Here is a 14,973-nt window from a genome sequence, read left to right as displayed (position 1 = left end):
CCCACCCGCTTAAACCGATCGCTCTCTCACTTTCCTGAGGAGAGTGAGAGAGCGATCGGAAATTAGGGGTGTTATGTGAGAGAGGGGCGGGTGGGGGTTAGGCCAGGACGCGGAGTTTGGAGCCCGGGCGGCCGAAGAGTGCGGCGTCTGCGGAGAGTTTTCCCGCCCCTGCCAGTGCCAAAGCGAGGGCTGCGCCGGCGAAGAGCAGCACCAGCTCGTAGCCGCCATTGCCGACGAAGATGCCTGCAGGGGCGTGGACCAGGAACAGTGCGCCCAGCATGTCCACGGCAAGAAGGGCGGCGAAGACGCGGGTCAGGAGGCCGAGGATGAGGGCGATGCCGCCCACCAGTTCCAGGGTGGCCACGATGGGTGCCACCACGGAAGCTCCGGGTACCCCCATCTGCGCAAAGGATGCCTGGGTGCCGGCAATGGTGAATTCGTTGAACTTCTGCCAACCGTGCGCGGCGAAGAGGAATCCTGCAACAACACGCAGGATGGTCAGGGCTGTGGTGGTCAAGCTGGATGTGTTCATACTTCAACCCTCAAGGAATTAAGTTGAAGAGTCAACTAATGATGGCTTCTTATGACCAGAACCACGGTGGGGAGCCTGAAGCCACGGCTGCAGAAGCCGCGTGGTGATGGGGAGGAAGATGTACGTCATCAGCGGCGTCAGGATCACGATGTTCAGGAGGACCTGGAAGACCAGGGGCCACTCTTGGGTCAGCGGATGCAGCAGGAAGTTGGCCAGCAGGCTCAGTGGGAAAAACGGCAGGAAGATGCTGATGGCCTGCTTCCAGCGCGGCGGAACCACGGTTTCCGGGACCACCACTGACACATCGCCCGGTTGCGTGAACCAGCCCTCGATGCCCGTGTGGCGCTCCACGCGGGTGGTCTCCATCATGTCCCTGGCGCTGTCGATCCACCAACGCCGCTCCTCGGATTCCTCCCAGCCCTGCAGCGAGCCGGCGTCCGCAAAGCGATACAGCATGTGCCACTCGTTGGAGTCGGGCCCGTTCCGGACCCAGCCTGAACCGAGATAGCCGGGCCATTCGCGGGCGAGTTCCTGGCCGGCGTGCGCCCACGCGTTCGCTTGCCGCGTGTAGCCGGGAAGGATGGTGCGGGCCACGGAAACAGTGACGGGATGCTGGTTGGACACGGCCATAAATGTACCCGCCCGCCGGGCCACTAGTCTGGTTTAGTGCCTCAGACCACAACCACCACCGCCCGTTCCAATGGCCGCGAGATTCTGCGCCTGGCCGTCCCCGCCTTTGGTGCTCTCATAGCCGAACCCCTGTTCCTGCTGGCGGATTCCGCAATCGTGGGGCATTTGGGAGTGGACCAGCTTGCCGGAGTCGGGCTCGCATCCACCATCCTGCACACGGTGGTGGGCCTCATGGTGTTCCTGGCCTACTCCACCACCCCTGCGGTGGCCCGCGCGATCGGCGACGGAAAGCTCGGGAAGGCACTCGCGGCAGGGCGCGACGGCGTGTGGCTGGCACTGTTGCTGGGCGTGGTGTTGGCGGTGGTGGGCTTCCTCGCGGCTGAGCCGTTGGTGGGGTTCATGGGCGCCACCGGCGAGGTGCGCGGGTTCGCCGTCGACTATTTGCGGTGGTCCATGCCCGGCCTCGCGGCCATGCTCCTGATCTTTGCCGGTACCGGCGTGCTCCGCGGGCTGCAGGACACCCGGACTCCGCTGCTGGTGGCCACCGCAGGTTTTGCGGTGAATGTGGCACTGAATTTCTTCCTGGTGTACGGGCTGGGCCTGTCTGTTGCCGGCTCTGCGATGGGAACCAGCATTGCGCAGTGGGCCATGGCGGCGGTGTACCTGGTAATGGTGGGGCGAAATTCCCGGCGGCATGGGGTGTCCCTGAAGCCGGACTGGCGCGGCATCAGGGCCATGACCAAGGTGGGTTCGTGGCTCATGTTGCGTACGCTCAGCCTTCGCTTGGCGATCCTGGCCACGGTGCTGGTGGTGACGGCCCAAGGTGCCGTGAACCTGGCAGCCCACCAATTGGCCATGACCATCTTCTCCTTCCTGGCATTCGCCCTTGATGCCCTGGCCATCGCCGCCCAAGCGCTGATCGGCAAGGAGCTGGGGGCCCGCAATGCCGGGAGGGTGCGGGAACTGACGCGGACCATGGTCCGTTGGGGCCTGGGTTTCGGCATCATCACCGGGGCGCTCCTGGCCATTGCGGCCCCGTGGGCGGGGTACCTCTTCACCCCTGATGAGGGCGTCCGGTCAGCGCTGACCGTTGCCCTGTGGGTCCTGGCCGTGGGCCAACCGCTGGCGGGCTACGTCTTTGTCCTGGACGGGGTCCTGATCGGCGCCGGCGACGCGCGCTATTTGGCGATTGCCGGCGTCGTAAATCTTGCCGTCTACTTGCCGCTGCTGGTGGCAGTCCACCAGCTGAAGCCCGACGGCGCGGCGGGGCTGCTGTGGTTGTGGGCCGCCTTCGCGCTGGGCTACATGCTGGCCCGCGGAGTCACTTTGGGGTTGCGGACCCGCACGGATCGATGGATGGTGCTGGGTTCGCACTAAACTGGACGGGTGACTCTCCCAACGACTCCTGCCCAGACCTCGCCTGCTCCCTTGGTGGGTCTTTGGAAACCGGTGCTGTTCCGGGCCACCGCTGCGTTGGTCTTCGGTGCTGTCACCATTTTCTGGACCACGCCGTCAGTGCACGTCATGGCCTGGGCCGTGGGGATCTACCTCTTGGCCACGGCAGCTGCCGTGTGGAAAATGCGCTCACTTCCCGTGGCTGTGCCTGCGGTGGTGGCCCTGGGTGGTCTGGGGGCGCTGGTGACCCAATCCGACGAAGGCGTGGCCCTTTCGGCCATGGTGGCGTTGCTGGTGCTGGGACTCCTGGAGTTCCTGCAAGGCCTGCGCAAACGGGACGCGGTGTCCCGTGACTGGCTCATCTCCGGGCTCATTTCCGTTGGCACCGCGGCGTTGTTGCCGTTCTTCACCTCGCTGGGAGCTCACGCGCTGTTGGGCGTGGCCGGCGGGGGTGCCATCATTTCCGGCGTGCTGTGGATGCTCTCCGGACTGACTCTCCGGCACGACGCCCGCTCCGGAGCCAACGGGAGTGTCCAGGGCGCTGCTCCCGGTGCCTCGCCGGAGGCCGTAAACTAGTAGCTGGACGTTCTACTTGTTGTAGAACTTTTGCGGACCGGCGGACACCCGTGCGCCATTATTGGAGGAATGACTGTGGCAGACCAGACACCAGGAGAGCCGCGCAAGATGCGGACCTCGGTCAAGGGACCCCTCATGTTCTCCGCGTTCTTTGCAGTGCTGGCCTTTGTTGCCGTGCTGATCTTCGCTTCCGGTGGCAGCGCCCGGACGCCGCGCTTCGACCTCGCCTTTACGGGAGCGGGCATCGCATTCATCGTGAGCCTTGTCGTTGCCGCCATGCTGTCCATGAGCTACAAGGAAAACGCCGATCACCTGGGCAAGGGCTCGGGCGTGAACCTCAGCTCCAAGCGCCCCGCCCACGGTACGGGGAATCCGTTGAATTCCGATGATCGGCCCGAGACGCCCGACGCCGGACGCTGACTTCCAGCGCTTCCCCACCTCGGTGGGGGAGCGCTTTTTCGTGCCCGGAGACTACTCCGGAGAATGTCCGCCTGGGTGGGTGGCCTTGCGCTTGCGTGGCCTGGTGACCACCACCATCACTGCTGCCGTGCCCGCGAAGGCAAGTGCCCACCAAGGGAAGCCCGGATCGGCGGCCTGGCTGGGGAGCGTCTGGGCGGAATCGGCCGGAGGAGCATCCACGCGCTCGCCCCTCACCAGTAATCTATGGCTGTTGACGCCACGGGGGGTGCAGGTGACCAAGGTGATCAGGTCCTTGCCGGGTAGTTTCCGGAGGTCATTGGTGTTTTCGGGGAGAACTGTGAGGATCTGGTCCACTTTGTAATAGAGGGTCTCGCCCAGGACCGTCACGGAAAAGACATCACCCTTGGCCACCTTGTCCAGGTTGTCGAAGAGGGTGGCGTTGACGAAGCCGGAGTGGGCAGTGAGGACACTGTGCGTGTCCGTCCCTCCCACCGGAAGCCCAGAGCCGAAGAGGTGCCCCGCACCCTTGGACAGGGTGTCCTCATCCGTGTCATGGAAAATGGGCAGGTCCGTATGGATTGAAGGAATGCTGATGCGGCCCATCATGCCGCCGGGTCCCACGTCCAGCAGCTTCTTGTAGGCCTCGGACCCTGCGCCCACCACGGTCTTCTCACCTTTGTTGTTCAGGGAGTAAGGGTCACGGAGGGGGCCGGCGGGAAGTTCGCGGTTGAATTGCCTGGCCTGGTCCAGCAGTTCCTGCTGGGCTGATGGCGAGAGGCTCTCCACGGTATTGGCGTACCCACTGATCTGGGTTGCGTGGACGCGATCGGAAAACCAGGCAGCGGCTGTGGGGTACAGCAGTACTCCTACCCCCACGACGGCGACAACAACAATGAGGACGCGCTGGAGGCTCCAGGCATCGCGGATTCGTCGCCAGCGCTTGGGGGGTTGCGGTTGCATGGTGGAAGTCTGGGGCTGTGGCATGGGGATCCTGGGGTGTGCTCTGGGGAAGCAAAGTGGGGAAGAGCGCATGTTCGGCGATCTTCCCCACTTGGTTCATGCTGCGGACCGGTCGTGTCCCTGGCGTCTAGCTGTTGGTGCTGCTGCGGCGGGAGCGGACCAGCAGGAGACCTGCACCCACTACCAGGAGGGCTCCGGCGGCGTACAGGACACCGGTTCCCGTGCCACCGGTGAGGGGCAGCTGGAAGCCGCTGTTGGACGGGATGTTCTTGACCTGCAGGTCAATGCCAACGGTGGTGGAGGCCTGGTTGATCAGGAAGGAGATCGGCTCGGCCAGGAGTTCGTATCCGGACGGTGCCGTGGTTTCCACCAAGTAGTAGGTCCGGTAATCCGCGGAACCTGGAGCTACGGCAGCGCCATTGGCCCAGTCAGAGTAGCGCAGACCGGAAATGGTGAGGGTGCCATCAGCAGCAACAGCAAAGGTGGTCTGGCCGTTGAGGGCGATCGCGTTGGTGCCTGCCTTCGCGTCAGCCTCTGTGGCAAACACGGAGAAGGAAGCTCCGGCAAGTGCTGCGCCGTTCTCGTTGACTTTCTGCAACGTCATTTCGCCCCACTTGGTGACAACCGGAGGAGTGACGATGGGGCCGCCGGGCTGGCCGGGGAGAGCAGTGAAGCTGCCGAGGTTCGGGTAGACCAATGCCTCGTTCTCGATCTCACCGATGGTGTTGACCGTGGTGTTGACGACTACCTGGACCCTGGTGTCGTTGTGGGCGGCCAGGACAGCAAGGCCGGCGGGGGTGAAGACCACTGAAACCGTGTTGCTGGCGGCATCGAACACCACGTTGTAGTGGGTGCCGGCAGTGATGGTGGTGCCGTCAACCAGTGTTGCAGTGGCGCCCACGTAGGTCAGCTTGGCATCGAGTGCGTCAACGATTTTGTAGCCGTCAATCACAGCTTCGTTGGGGATGTCGCCGGTGATGGTGAAGTCGATCTGATCGCCGAGCTTGACGTCCGGAGCATCCGTAACGGTCTTTTCAGCACCCGTGATGGAGTTCTTCGGGTAAACGTGGACGTTGTAAAGCCAGTTGTCCTTGTTGTCCGGATCCGTCAGGGGCACCGAAACCAGGAACGGTGCCGACGGGGTAACGCCCGCGGGGTAGTTGGTCTCGGTTACCAGGTACAGGCCCACCGGCAGGTTGCCGAAGGCAGCTGTTCCTGCGGCATCGGTGGTCTGTGACTGGCTGGTGCCCAGGGTGAATCCGGCGCCGGTGATGGAGCCCGATGGGTTGGCGGGGGAGAAGACGCTGCTCAGGTTATGGGCCGCATCCCATCCTGCGTTGGTGGACAGGTCAATGGTATTGACCTGCTGGATGCTGAACTGGATGCCCTGCAACGGGGTGAGGCCGGTGGTGTCCACGGACGTGCCGTTGTTCGGCAGGCCGGTGGGAGTGGAAGGGCGCTCAAACTTATGAACGGTAATGGAACCTTTTTGCGTTCCGTCAACCAGCGGTGCAGCAGTGGCGGGCGCGACGGAGAAGGACATTGCCAACACCGCCCCGGCAATGGTGGCGGCGGCGGTCTTCCAAAGACGCCGGGAGTTGGGATTACTCACTTTTTCCTCTTTCTTGTGGTGGTGCGATGCTCGGAGCGAACATTCTGGGAGATGCAGCCGTACCGTTGTTCGGCAGGCTGAGGATTAGGTCAGATGGATGAATGAGACGTGGCGCGGCGGGTGGTTCGGTGGGCCATTGCCAGGGCTGCCAAGAGAAGCGAGGCCCCGCCAGCGGTGAAGGGCCACCAGCCCATGCCGCCCGATTCCGGCAGTTTCAGCGCGGGAACGTCGCGGACAGTCACCAAGTAGATTCCGTTTGCATCGGCGTCTGCGGCAGTAACTACGCCGCCGCCGGTGCCGGGGCCGAGTGTTATTGCACCGTTTGCGGCCACCGTGAACTGAACGGGTTCGGCCAGCAGGTTGAACCCTTGCGGGGCCTGGGTTTCCTCGAGCCAGTACACGCCTGGCTCGATGCCTTCAATCTGGAACTGCCCGGTTTGGGACGGGATGGCAGCCACCGTGTAGCCGGTGTTGACCGCGCCAGGCTTTCCGGCAGCGTCGTTGTGGATGCTCCAGGAAGAGCCCGCCATGGGGACCCAACTGCCGTTGGAGGATTCTCCGACTTTCTCAAGAAGGAACTTTGCCGGCGTCCGATGGGTGGTGCTGCATTCCGGAGCCACGGGACCTGTGTTCGTGGCGCAGCGGACGGGAACCACACTGCCGGAACCGGTGACGACGTTCACCAGCTGGGAACTCCAGGCGTCCTGCTTGACGGTGACCTTGTAGCTCAGCGTGGCTGTCTGGCCAGCCGGAAGCGTAAATGCCTGGGTTGTCAGGGTGGTGGACCCGACGGCGGGGTTGCTGACGGCCACCGGTGCTGCGTTGCCAATGGTCAGCAGGGCGGAACCGGGCACAAACGTGGCCTGATCCAGGACATCTGACAAATTGTCGGTCAGGACAACGTTGTTAATTTGGCCGCGGTTGCTGGTGGCAGTGACGGTGTAGGTGATGGTGTCGCCGGGCTTCACGGACGGGCTGTCGGCGGAAGAGCCGTTCACGGTAGCGGTCTTGCTGATGGTCCACTGGGGGTCAACGGGGGTGCTCACCGTTGCCGAACAGCCCACACCGGGCAGCGGTGGACATGCGGGATCGACCGTTGGTACCTGGGTGCTGGAACCCGGTACGGGGTTGGGTCCACCGCCGGGCATGTTGGGAACGGCCGTCAGGGCCGCCGGCGCGATGGTGGCAGTGTTGACGATATTTCCGGTGGCGCCCGCTGCCACCGTGCCCGTGACCGTGTAGGTCAGCGTTCCACCGGTGTTGATCCGGACGGTCCCGGAGATGCTGCCGGAGCCCGTGGGGGCATTGCAGGCCGTTGGGCCCATGGGCGACAGGTTTGCGGTTCCGGCCAGAGTCACAGCGCAGGTCCAGGTCGCACCCTGGATGGAAGGCGGCAGGGGATCAGTGAACACGGCATTGATGGCGTCGCTGGGTCCGTTGTTATATACCACCACCGTGTAGGTGATGGGCTGGCCGGGAACGTACGCGGTGATGTTGGCTTTCTTGGTGATGGACAGGTCCACCACCGGGCGGACGGTCAACGGCGCGGTTCCTGGCGAGTAGAGACCCGTGATGGTGGGGAAGTTGTTGGTGCAGTTGGCGATTGCCGTGCCGTCATTGGCCACGCAGCCGGAGTTGTTGTAGGCGCCAGGGGTGTTGCTGGTGACGGTCACGGTGATGGTGCACGATGAACTGCCCTGTGCCAGGTTGCCGGTGACGTCCACTGTGCGGCCCGAAACCGATCCTGCGGTGCGGACGCAAGTGCCGCCCAGAGGGCCCGCCGCGGTCAAGCCGTTGGGCAGCGTGTCCACGAAATGCCATCCATTTTTGGCCATGAGGTCGCTGGTGTTGGTGACGGTGTAGGTCAGGACCGTGTTTTGGCCCTGGTAGATGCTGGTGGGCGAGAAGGACTTGTCCAGTTGCGGTGTAACGTCCACCAGCTGCGGGAGGTCGAAGCCAACATCATTGCCGGTTCCGGTAGCCGTCAGGTTCCGTACCCGGATGCCCAGTGTTGGCGTGGTGCCGGTCAGGGGCACCTGGATGGCCCCGGACTGGAGCTTGGCCACACTGTAGTTGGTATTGCCGTAGTTGATGACTTGCCTGCTGGGATCGGCGCAGGGGTCCAGGTTCGAGCCCACCACAGTGGCTACGCCATTGACAAGGATGGAGAATTCCTGGCTGGCGTGGTTGGAGAAGCAGTTGGTTTCCGCGAAGATTCCCGAGATCGCGTAGTAGTGGCCTGCGATGGTAGGGATAGTGTTCTTGGTGGTTTGAAGCTGCAGGCCGGCGGGCTGAATACCTGTGGTGGTGTTGGTGTATTCGCTGAGGATCTGGTTCTCCGCAGCCTGCGCATCAGTCATGCCCTGGTATTTGCCCATGACGAAGGCCATGTCGCGAAGGAAGTTGATACCGCCGTTCCGGTTGCACTGATCGTTGTTGACGATGGTGCCTCCATTGGCAGGCAGCGGAGTGCTCTGCCGCAGGATCCAGCCATTGCACGCCTGGAAGCCGGGGAGCCAGGCCGCATCCGCAGTGTACTGCTCGTTCTGTGCTGCCGTTCCGCCTGCATAGGAACCCAGGGGGATGGGTGCACTGGCTGCACTCTGATTGGAGAAGTCTTCGCTGTAGATCAAGGTGCCGGGCTGGGTGACTCCAGGGGAGCCAGGTGCAGCTGCTGCCGGAGCGGGTGTGCCGATAAGTGCGAAGGTTGAGAGGCTTGCGACAGCCAGGAACACGGAGACGAGCAAAGCCAACACCGAATGGAGTGGCCGCTCACCCGGTCCGTTGTGGGTGAGGGCATGCTGCTGCCCGGACTGCTTCCGCATTGTGAACTCTTCCTAACGCCCTTTTGGGTCCCGGCTATGGAGAGCCGGGACTTCTTGCTTCGGGTTGTTAGTGCGGAGCCAAATTGGATTATGTCGAAGAACTTTATGTGATGCTGATCACATTTGAAGACAAAGCGACTAGGCGCTCGCCTTCCGGGCCCGGTAGGCCGCAACGTGGGCGCGGTTGGCACAGTTGCCGGTGTCGCAGTAGAGCTTGGAGCGGTTGCGGCTCAGGTCAAGCACCACGGCGTCGCAGTCTTCTGCCGCGCAGACACGCATGCGCTCCATCTCCTTGCTGCGGATCACATCAATGATGGCCATGGCTGCTTCCGTTCCCATGCGGTCAGCCAGTGGGGCTTCCGGGGTGGTGGCATGGAGGTGCCAATCCCAGTGGTCATGCCGTACCAGTTGTGGCAAAGCGTTGGCGTCGGCCAGCAGCTTGTTGACGGACATGGCCGCGGTGTCTTCGTCGGAGCTCCAGAGTGCCGCAAGTTCAGTGCGAAGCTGCTTGATGCTGCGTAGTTCCGCTGCATTCCGGGACCGCGCCCCGGTGAACTCTTCCCTATCCAGGAAGGCGTCCAGGTCGGCCACGGTGTTCAGCAACTCCCCGCCGTTGGCGGCGCTGTTGATCAAGTTGACGACACTGCGCAGGGCCACCTCAGTGTCAGGCGCAAAAAGCACTTTGACTCCTTACATCGTCCGGGAGTAATGTCATGACCATAAGCCCACTTTACTCCTGACAGGAGGCTGCTGTGTCAGCTCCAACGACGAAGGCTGATGCAAAGGGATTCCTGGCATCGGGACTCGGCATCGCTTTGTTTTCCTCCGCAGTTTTCGGCACGTCCGGCTCTTTTGCCAAGTCGATGCTGGAGACGGGTTGGTCGCCCGGAGCCGCAGTTGCTGTGCGCTTGACCGGCGCTGCCCTGATTTTGTTGCTACCCGCCGTCGTGGTTCTCCGCGGACGCTGGCACCAGCTGAAGGACAACTGGCTGACCATCCTGCTCTTTGGCCTCATTGGCGTGGCGGGCTGCCAGCTCTTCTATTTCAACGCGGTGGCACGTTTGTCCGTCGGCGTAGCTCTGCTTTTGGAGTACCTGGCGCCGGTGATGATTGTGCTGTGGCTGTGGATTGCCAGCCGCCGCAGGCCCCGGGCCCTCACGTCGGCGGGGGCGTTGCTCTCTTTGGGTGGGCTGGTGCTGGTCCTGGACCTGACGGGCGCGGTGAAAGTCGATTTTGTCGGCGTCCTGTGGGGGATGGCGGCGGCCGTCTGCCTTGTCATCTATTTCTTTATCACCGCCAAGGAAAATGACAGTCTCCCTCCGCTGGTTCTCGCCTCCGGCGGACTGGTTGTGGGAGCAGCAGTGATGTGGTTGGCAGGCCTGGCGGGCGTGTTGCCCATGACGTTCAGCACGGCCGACACAACGTTGGGCCCCTGGACCACGCCGTGGTGGGTTTCCGCTGTGGGGTTGGTGATCCTGGCGACCGTTCTGGCTTATGTTTCCGGCATCATGGCGGCCCGAAGCCTGGGATCCAAGGTGGCTTCTTTCGTCTCCCTGACCGAGGTGCTGTTTGCGGTGCTGTGGGCTTGGCTGCTGTTGGGCGAGTTGCCGGGAACGATTCAGCTGCTGGGCGGATTGCTGATTGTTGGCGGCGTGGTCCTGGTCCGGGTGGACGAGCTCCGCGGAGACAAGGCCTCGGCGGCCCCGAATCCCGCAACACCCGCCCTGGACCATCCCAATGACGTTGAACCGGTTCCCGTCGTCAACGTCACCGAGAAATAGGCCCTTAACAAGAGAATGCCCGGACGCTGTGCGTCCGGGCATTCTTCCCAACTGTCTTAGTTGGAGGCCTGCTGCTGCTGCTCGGCGTTCTTCTGAGCGCGGTCGCCGGCTTCGCGAAGGGCGTCTGCCACCTTCTTCAGGTTCGAAGCGTGCTGGCTGTCCCACTCGCCGCGGAACTTGTCAGCGTCCGGGCCCTTCCAGTCGGTGCCGTCAAGAGCACCCTTGAGCTGCGAACGCTGCTGCTCAATGTTCTCTGCGCCTGCCTTCAGCTTGTTACCGAGCTGACGAAGCTGATCAACATCTGCACCCCAAATAGCCATGAGATTCTCCTTCATTGTTCGGACCCGAGCTCTTCGGCATCCCCAGGCCTCCGGCTCATCCGGAAGATCCAATAGCTAAAACCTATCGTGCGTTCCGCAAACCCGTCGATGGGCACCCCTCCCCATGGAGTGGTGCCCATGGTTAGCATGGGTTTATGTGCCGGAACATCAGGACTCTCCACAACTTTGAACCGCATGCCACGGATGCCGAAGTGGAGGCCGCTGCCCTGCAATATGTGCGGAAAATCAGCGGATCCACCAAGCCGTCCAAGGCCAACGAAGAGGCTTTCAACGAGGCCGTTCATGAGATCGCGCATATTACGCAGCATCTCCTGGACTCCTTGGTGAGCCAGGCTCCTGCAAAGAACCGGGAGGAAGAAGCGGCCAAGGCGAAAGCCCGTTCAGCGGTCCGCTTCGGAGCCGCGTAACTCCGGCAGCTATTTCCCGAAGGACCTGAGCCGGAGCGAGTTGGCCACCACCAGGACCGAGCTCGCAGCCATGGCAGCCCCTGCGATCATGGGATTCAGGAAGCCAAGCGCAGCGACGGGGATCCCGATTGCGTTGTAGAAGAACGCCCAGAACAGGTTTGTTTTGATGGTGGACAGGGTCTTCCGGGACAGTTCAATCGCCTGCGCCAGTTGACCCAGGTCGCTGCCCATGACGGTGAGGTCCGAGGCCTCGATCGCAACATCGGTGCCCGATCCCATGGCGATGCCAAGATCCGATTGCGCCAGGGCGGCAGCATCATTGACGCCATCGCCGGCCATTGCCACCGTGGCGCCCGCCGCCTGCAGTTTCCTGACCGCCTCCACCTTGCCCTCCGGCAGGACGCCGGCGAACACGTCATCGGCGGAAATCCCGACGGCGGAAGCCACTTGGGCGGCCACGGCAGCGTTGTCTCCGGTCAACAGGATGGGACGTATGCCCAGGTCCTTCAGCTTCCGGATTGCTGCTGCCGAACCGGGTTTGATGGTGTCGCTCAGGCTGATGATGCCAGCGGGCCGCCCATCGACGGCAACCCAGATCGCCGTAGCGCCGCCATTTTCCTCGGCGGTAAGTGCTTCATGGTGATCTGCGTCGATCGTGACGCTGTTCTCTTCGAGCCATCCGGAGCGCCCGACGACGACACTCCTTGTTGCTCCGTCCAGCGCAACGGTTCCCCGGACGCCGCCGCCCGGAGCGGAACTGAAGCCCTCAACGTGAGGCAGGCTGCCGGCGTCGTGCAATGCTTCTTGCGCGGCAGCAGCGATCGCGTGGGCGATCGGGTGCTCCGAAGCGTTTTCAACGGCTCCTGCCAGCGCCAGGACCGTCGCCGGCGAATGGCCGTTCACGCCGATGGTGTGGTCCACGGCAAGCTTGCCGCTGGTCACTGTTCCGGTCTTGTCCAGCAATATGGTGTCCACGTGCCGGGTGTCCTCAAGGACCTGTGGGCCCTTGATGAGAATGCCCAACTGGGCGCCGCGTCCCGTTCCCGTGAGCAGGCCGACGGGGGTGGCCAAGCCCAAGGCGCAAGGGCACGCAATGACCAGGACAGCGACGGCGGCCGTGAAAGCTGCGTTGAGGTCGCCGGAGAAGAACAGCCACAGGGCAAAAGTGACCAGGGCGATGACCAGCACGATGGGCACGAAGACAGAGCTGATCCTGTCCGCCAGCCGGGCAATGGGCGCTTTCCCTGTTTGCGCCTGGCTGACGAGGCGACCCATCTGGGCGAGCGTGGTGTCTGAACCGACGCGTGTGGCGCGGACCAGCAGGCGTCCGGACGTGTTGATGGTAGCGCCCGTCACTGCGCTTCCGGGGCCAACCTCCACAGGCACGGATTCACCCGTCACCAGTGAAGCGTCAACGGCGGAGGTGCCGTCCGTGACCACGCCGTCGGTGGCGATCTTTTCGCCGGGGCGGACCACTATGACGTCGTCCACCAGAAGTTGATCGGCCGGAACCTTTCGCTCCACGCCGCCCACCAGGATGGTGGCGTCCTTGGCGCCCAGATCCAGGAGGGCCTTGAGCGCATTGCCGGCCTTGGCCTTCGCGTTCGCCTCAAGGTAGCGCCCCAGGAGCAGGAACGTGGTGACCACGGCGGCGACCTCGAAGTACAGCCCGCCGCCTGCCATGCTTTCCATGCCGGGGTGCTCGGTCATCCGGGGATCCGCGAACAACTGCCAGGCGGAGTACAGGTACGCAGCGATCACGCCGATGGACACCAGCGTGTCCATGGTGGAGGCCATGTGGCGGGCATTGATGGCGGCAGCCCGGTGGAAAGGCCAGGCCGCCCAGCTGACCACTGGCAGTGCCAGCGCACCTGCAACCCAGCCCCAGTGGGCGAACTGGAGGGCGGGGATCATTGAGATTGCGAACACGGGGATGGTCAGTACCGCTGCGACCATCAGGCGCGGGCGGAGCGTCGAAGCTGCTGGCCCGTGCGCCATGTGGTCTCCGTGGGCCACGTGGTCTTCGTGTTCCGCGTGATCCATGCGCGCCGTATGTTCCGTGTGCGGTGCCGGGGCGTGGCGGATCGTGGCCTTATAGCCAGTTGCGTTGACGGTGTCCACGATTTGTTGGTCCGTCACTGACGCGGGCACCGTGACGTGCGCCGATTCGAGCGGAAGGTTGACGCTGGCCTCCACGCCCTCAAGTTTGCCCAGTTTCCGTTCCACCCGATTGACGCATGAGGCGCAGGTCATGCCCTCAATGTCGAGTTCGATAACCCGGGGTACGGGTTGGTTGAAAGTCTCCTGGTTGCTCAAGGGAACTCCTAGGCTTCGTTGGCTACCACCAGGTAGCCGGCTTCTGCCACGGCCTCGCCGATTTCCGACGGCGACAGCTGCTTGGTTGATGTGATGGTCACGGTGGACAACCCGCCGGGATTGAGGTCTACGGCTACGCCTTCGACGCCGCTGAGCGATTCAAGTTCTTCGCTCACGCTGGAGACGCAGTGCCCACAGGTCATGCCGGAAACGCTGACGTTGGTTTGGATGGACTGGCTCATGGGGTGCTCCTTGGTATTGGTGTGGGGTAGTTTGCGGAATTACCGCAGCAGGCGCCCGATGGCATCGGTTGCCTCCTTGACTTTGGCGTCGATCCGCTCTGCGCGGGCTTCGGGGTCGGGCTCGGAAGCCGCCCCGACCACACAGTGGCCGATGTGCTCTTCTACGAGCCCAAGGCTGACCGCGTGGAGGGCCTTGGTGGCTGCGGCGATCTGGGTAAGGATGTCGATGCAGTACTTGTCGTCCTCCACCATGCGCGCGATTCCGCGGACCTGCCCTTCGATGCGTTTCAACCGTTTGAGGTAGGCATCTTTGTTGCTCGTGTAGCCATGCGTTGCCACGCTGGCCAGGTCCACCTCAACCTCTGCAGCAGGATTCATGCTCAGATCCGGAGTGTTCATGACCTCAAGATATACCCCAAGGGGGTATCAAATCAAGTACCCCCTGGGGGTATCCTGGGGTTACTTCTTGGTGAGGTCCTCCGCCAGCATCACCAGGATGCCGCTGGGGCCGCGGAGGTATGTCAGCTTGTAGATGTCGCCGTAGGTGGCCACCCCGCGCAGGGGGGTGCATCCATGCTTGGCTGCTATCACCAGTGACTGTTCGATGTCGTCCACGGAGAAGGCGACCCGGTGCATGCCGATCTCATTCGGGAGGGTGGGGCTCGTCTGGATCGCGTCCGGATGTATGTATTCGAAGAGTTCCAACTGCCCATGGCCGTCAAGGGTCTTGAGGACCGCGATCTTGGCGTGGTTACCATCCAGGCCCACTGCCGTGTCTGCCCACTCCCCGCTTACGGTGTCGCGGCCCACGACAGAGAGTCCCAAATCGGTAAAGAAGGCTATGGCCTCTTCGATATCCCCAACAGCAATCCCTACATTCTCGAGTTTGATGCTCATGGACTCGAAGCTACCAAGGCCCCACGACGATCTCCAGAG

The 14,973-nt window shown here is 63.0% G+C and carries 16 protein-coding genes; 5 read left to right on the top strand and 11 right to left on the bottom strand.

Going from position 1 to position 14,973, the window contains the following annotated elements:
• Positions 1-97: 97 nt before the first annotated feature.
• Together JOE60_RS17825 and JOE60_RS17820 are read right to left on the bottom strand one after the other, a co-directional pair.
• Positions 98-532, bottom strand: coding sequence for a DoxX family protein (locus tag JOE60_RS17825; protein ID WP_167267978.1), 435 nt, complete (start codon positions 530-532; stop codon positions 98-100).
• Positions 533-550: 18 nt separating this feature from the next.
• The gene (locus JOE60_RS17820; RefSeq protein ID WP_167267976.1) at positions 551-1,156 is read right to left on the bottom strand and encodes an antibiotic biosynthesis monooxygenase; all 606 of its coding nucleotides are present in this window, start codon (positions 1,154-1,156) and stop codon (positions 551-553) included.
• A 42-nt stretch (positions 1,157-1,198) separates the two neighbouring features.
• Here JOE60_RS17820 and JOE60_RS17815 point away from each other — a divergent pair, with 42 nt between their 5' ends.
• The 3 genes from JOE60_RS17815 to JOE60_RS17805 all read left to right on the top strand — a co-directional run bounded on the left by JOE60_RS17815 (position 1,199) and on the right by JOE60_RS17805 (position 3,553).
• Complete coding sequence (locus JOE60_RS17815; protein ID WP_167267974.1) at positions 1,199-2,539, top strand: MATE family efflux transporter; 1,341 nt, start codon at positions 1,199-1,201, stop codon at positions 2,537-2,539.
• A 9-nt stretch (positions 2,540-2,548) separates the two neighbouring features.
• Complete coding sequence (locus JOE60_RS17810) at positions 2,549-3,133, top strand: DUF308 domain-containing protein (RefSeq protein ID WP_204814961.1); 585 nt, start codon at positions 2,549-2,551, stop codon at positions 3,131-3,133.
• A 69-nt stretch (positions 3,134-3,202) separates the two neighbouring features.
• The gene (locus JOE60_RS17805; protein WP_167267972.1) at positions 3,203-3,553 is read left to right on the top strand and encodes a hypothetical protein; all 351 of its coding nucleotides are present in this window, start codon (positions 3,203-3,205) and stop codon (positions 3,551-3,553) included.
• A 51-nt stretch (positions 3,554-3,604) separates the two neighbouring features.
• On the opposite strand, the gene JOE60_RS17800 is transcribed toward JOE60_RS17805, so the two are convergent.
• The 4 genes from JOE60_RS17800 to JOE60_RS17785 all read right to left on the bottom strand — a co-directional run bounded on the left by JOE60_RS17800 (position 3,605) and on the right by JOE60_RS17785 (position 9,631).
• A complete protein-coding gene (locus JOE60_RS17800; protein WP_167267971.1) occupies positions 3,605-4,513 on the bottom strand; it encodes a class C sortase in 909 nt (302 codons plus the stop codon).
• Positions 4,514-4,640: 127 nt separating this feature from the next.
• Entirely contained in the window at positions 4,641-6,125 is a 1,485-nt protein-coding gene (locus tag JOE60_RS17795) for a SpaH/EbpB family LPXTG-anchored major pilin (protein WP_167267969.1), read from the bottom strand.
• 89 nt (positions 6,126-6,214) lie between these two features.
• Positions 6,215-8,950, bottom strand: coding sequence for a DUF7927 domain-containing protein (locus tag JOE60_RS17790; RefSeq protein ID WP_167267967.1), 2,736 nt, complete (start codon positions 8,948-8,950; stop codon positions 6,215-6,217).
• Between the two features lie 138 nt (positions 8,951-9,088).
• Positions 9,089-9,631 (bottom strand): CGNR zinc finger domain-containing protein, encoded by a 543-nt coding sequence (locus tag JOE60_RS17785; protein ID WP_167267964.1) that lies wholly within the window; start codon positions 9,629-9,631, stop codon positions 9,089-9,091.
• Between the two features lie 71 nt (positions 9,632-9,702).
• On the opposite strand from JOE60_RS17785, the gene JOE60_RS17780 reads away from it, so the two are divergent.
• A complete protein-coding gene (locus tag JOE60_RS17780) occupies positions 9,703-10,731 on the top strand; it encodes an EamA family transporter (protein ID WP_167267962.1) in 1,029 nt (342 codons plus the stop codon).
• 56 nt (positions 10,732-10,787) lie between these two features.
• Here the strand turns inward: JOE60_RS17780 and JOE60_RS17775 are convergent, their stop codons facing one another.
• Positions 10,788-11,051, bottom strand: a complete 264-nt coding sequence (locus tag JOE60_RS17775) for a WXG100 family type VII secretion target (RefSeq protein WP_011776688.1) — start codon at positions 11,049-11,051, stop codon at positions 10,788-10,790.
• A gap of 155 nt (positions 11,052-11,206) precedes the next feature.
• Between JOE60_RS17775 and JOE60_RS17770 the strand changes: the two genes are divergently transcribed.
• Positions 11,207-11,479 carry a DUF2277 domain-containing protein gene (locus JOE60_RS17770; RefSeq protein WP_167267960.1) on the top strand — a complete coding sequence of 91 codons (273 nt, stop codon included), beginning with the start codon at positions 11,207-11,209 and terminating at the stop codon, positions 11,477-11,479.
• A 9-nt stretch (positions 11,480-11,488) separates the two neighbouring features.
• Here the strand turns inward: JOE60_RS17770 and JOE60_RS17765 are convergent, their stop codons facing one another.
• The 4 genes from JOE60_RS17765 to JOE60_RS17750 are packed head-to-tail and all read right to left on the bottom strand — an operon-like array spanning position 11,489 to position 14,934.
• A complete protein-coding gene (locus tag JOE60_RS17765; protein ID WP_167267957.1) occupies positions 11,489-13,795 on the bottom strand; it encodes a heavy metal translocating P-type ATPase in 2,307 nt (768 codons plus the stop codon).
• Between the two features lie 8 nt (positions 13,796-13,803).
• Positions 13,804-14,037, bottom strand: coding sequence for a heavy-metal-associated domain-containing protein (locus tag JOE60_RS17760; protein ID WP_167267954.1), 234 nt, complete (start codon positions 14,035-14,037; stop codon positions 13,804-13,806).
• Positions 14,038-14,076: 39 nt separating this feature from the next.
• Positions 14,077-14,436, bottom strand: a complete 360-nt coding sequence (locus JOE60_RS17755) for a metal-sensitive transcriptional regulator (RefSeq protein ID WP_167267951.1) — start codon at positions 14,434-14,436, stop codon at positions 14,077-14,079.
• 60 nt (positions 14,437-14,496) lie between these two features.
• Entirely contained in the window at positions 14,497-14,934 is a 438-nt protein-coding gene (locus tag JOE60_RS17750; protein WP_167268400.1) for a VOC family protein, read from the bottom strand.
• Between the last annotated feature and the right edge of the window lie 39 nt (positions 14,935-14,973).

It is taken from the genome of Paenarthrobacter ilicis, assembly GCF_016907545.1.
In the GTDB taxonomy this organism is placed as follows: Bacteria; Actinomycetota; Actinomycetes; order Actinomycetales; family Micrococcaceae; genus Arthrobacter; species Arthrobacter ilicis.
This window is presented reverse-complemented; position numbering and strand designations above follow the sequence as displayed.

Bases quoted from the DNA above. Each gene is read 5' to 3' on its own strand.
- JOE60_RS17805 (WP_167267972.1), top strand. From the start codon at position 3,203: ATGACTGTGGCAGACCAGACACCAGGAGAGCCGCGCAAGATGCGGACC.
- JOE60_RS17775 (WP_011776688.1), bottom strand. From the start codon at position 11,051: ATGGCTATTTGGGGTGCAGATGTTGATCAGCTTCGTCAGCTCGGTAAC.
- JOE60_RS17825 (WP_167267978.1), bottom strand. From the start codon at position 532: ATGAACACATCCAGCTTGACCACCACAGCCCTGACCATCCTGCGTGTT.
- JOE60_RS17790 (WP_167267967.1), bottom strand. From the start codon at position 8,950: ATGCGGAAGCAGTCCGGGCAGCAGCATGCCCTCACCCACAACGGACCG.
- JOE60_RS17760 (WP_167267954.1), bottom strand. From the start codon at position 14,037: ATGAGCCAGTCCATCCAAACCAACGTCAGCGTTTCCGGCATGACCTGT.
- JOE60_RS17770 (WP_167267960.1), top strand. From the start codon at position 11,207: ATGTGCCGGAACATCAGGACTCTCCACAACTTTGAACCGCATGCCACG.
- JOE60_RS17750 (WP_167268400.1), bottom strand. From the start codon at position 14,934: ATGAGCATCAAACTCGAGAATGTAGGGATTGCTGTTGGGGATATCGAA.
- JOE60_RS17755 (WP_167267951.1), bottom strand. From the start codon at position 14,436: ATGAACACTCCGGATCTGAGCATGAATCCTGCTGCAGAGGTTGAGGTG.
- JOE60_RS17800 (WP_167267971.1), bottom strand. From the start codon at position 4,513: ATGCAACCGCAACCCCCCAAGCGCTGGCGACGAATCCGCGATGCCTGG.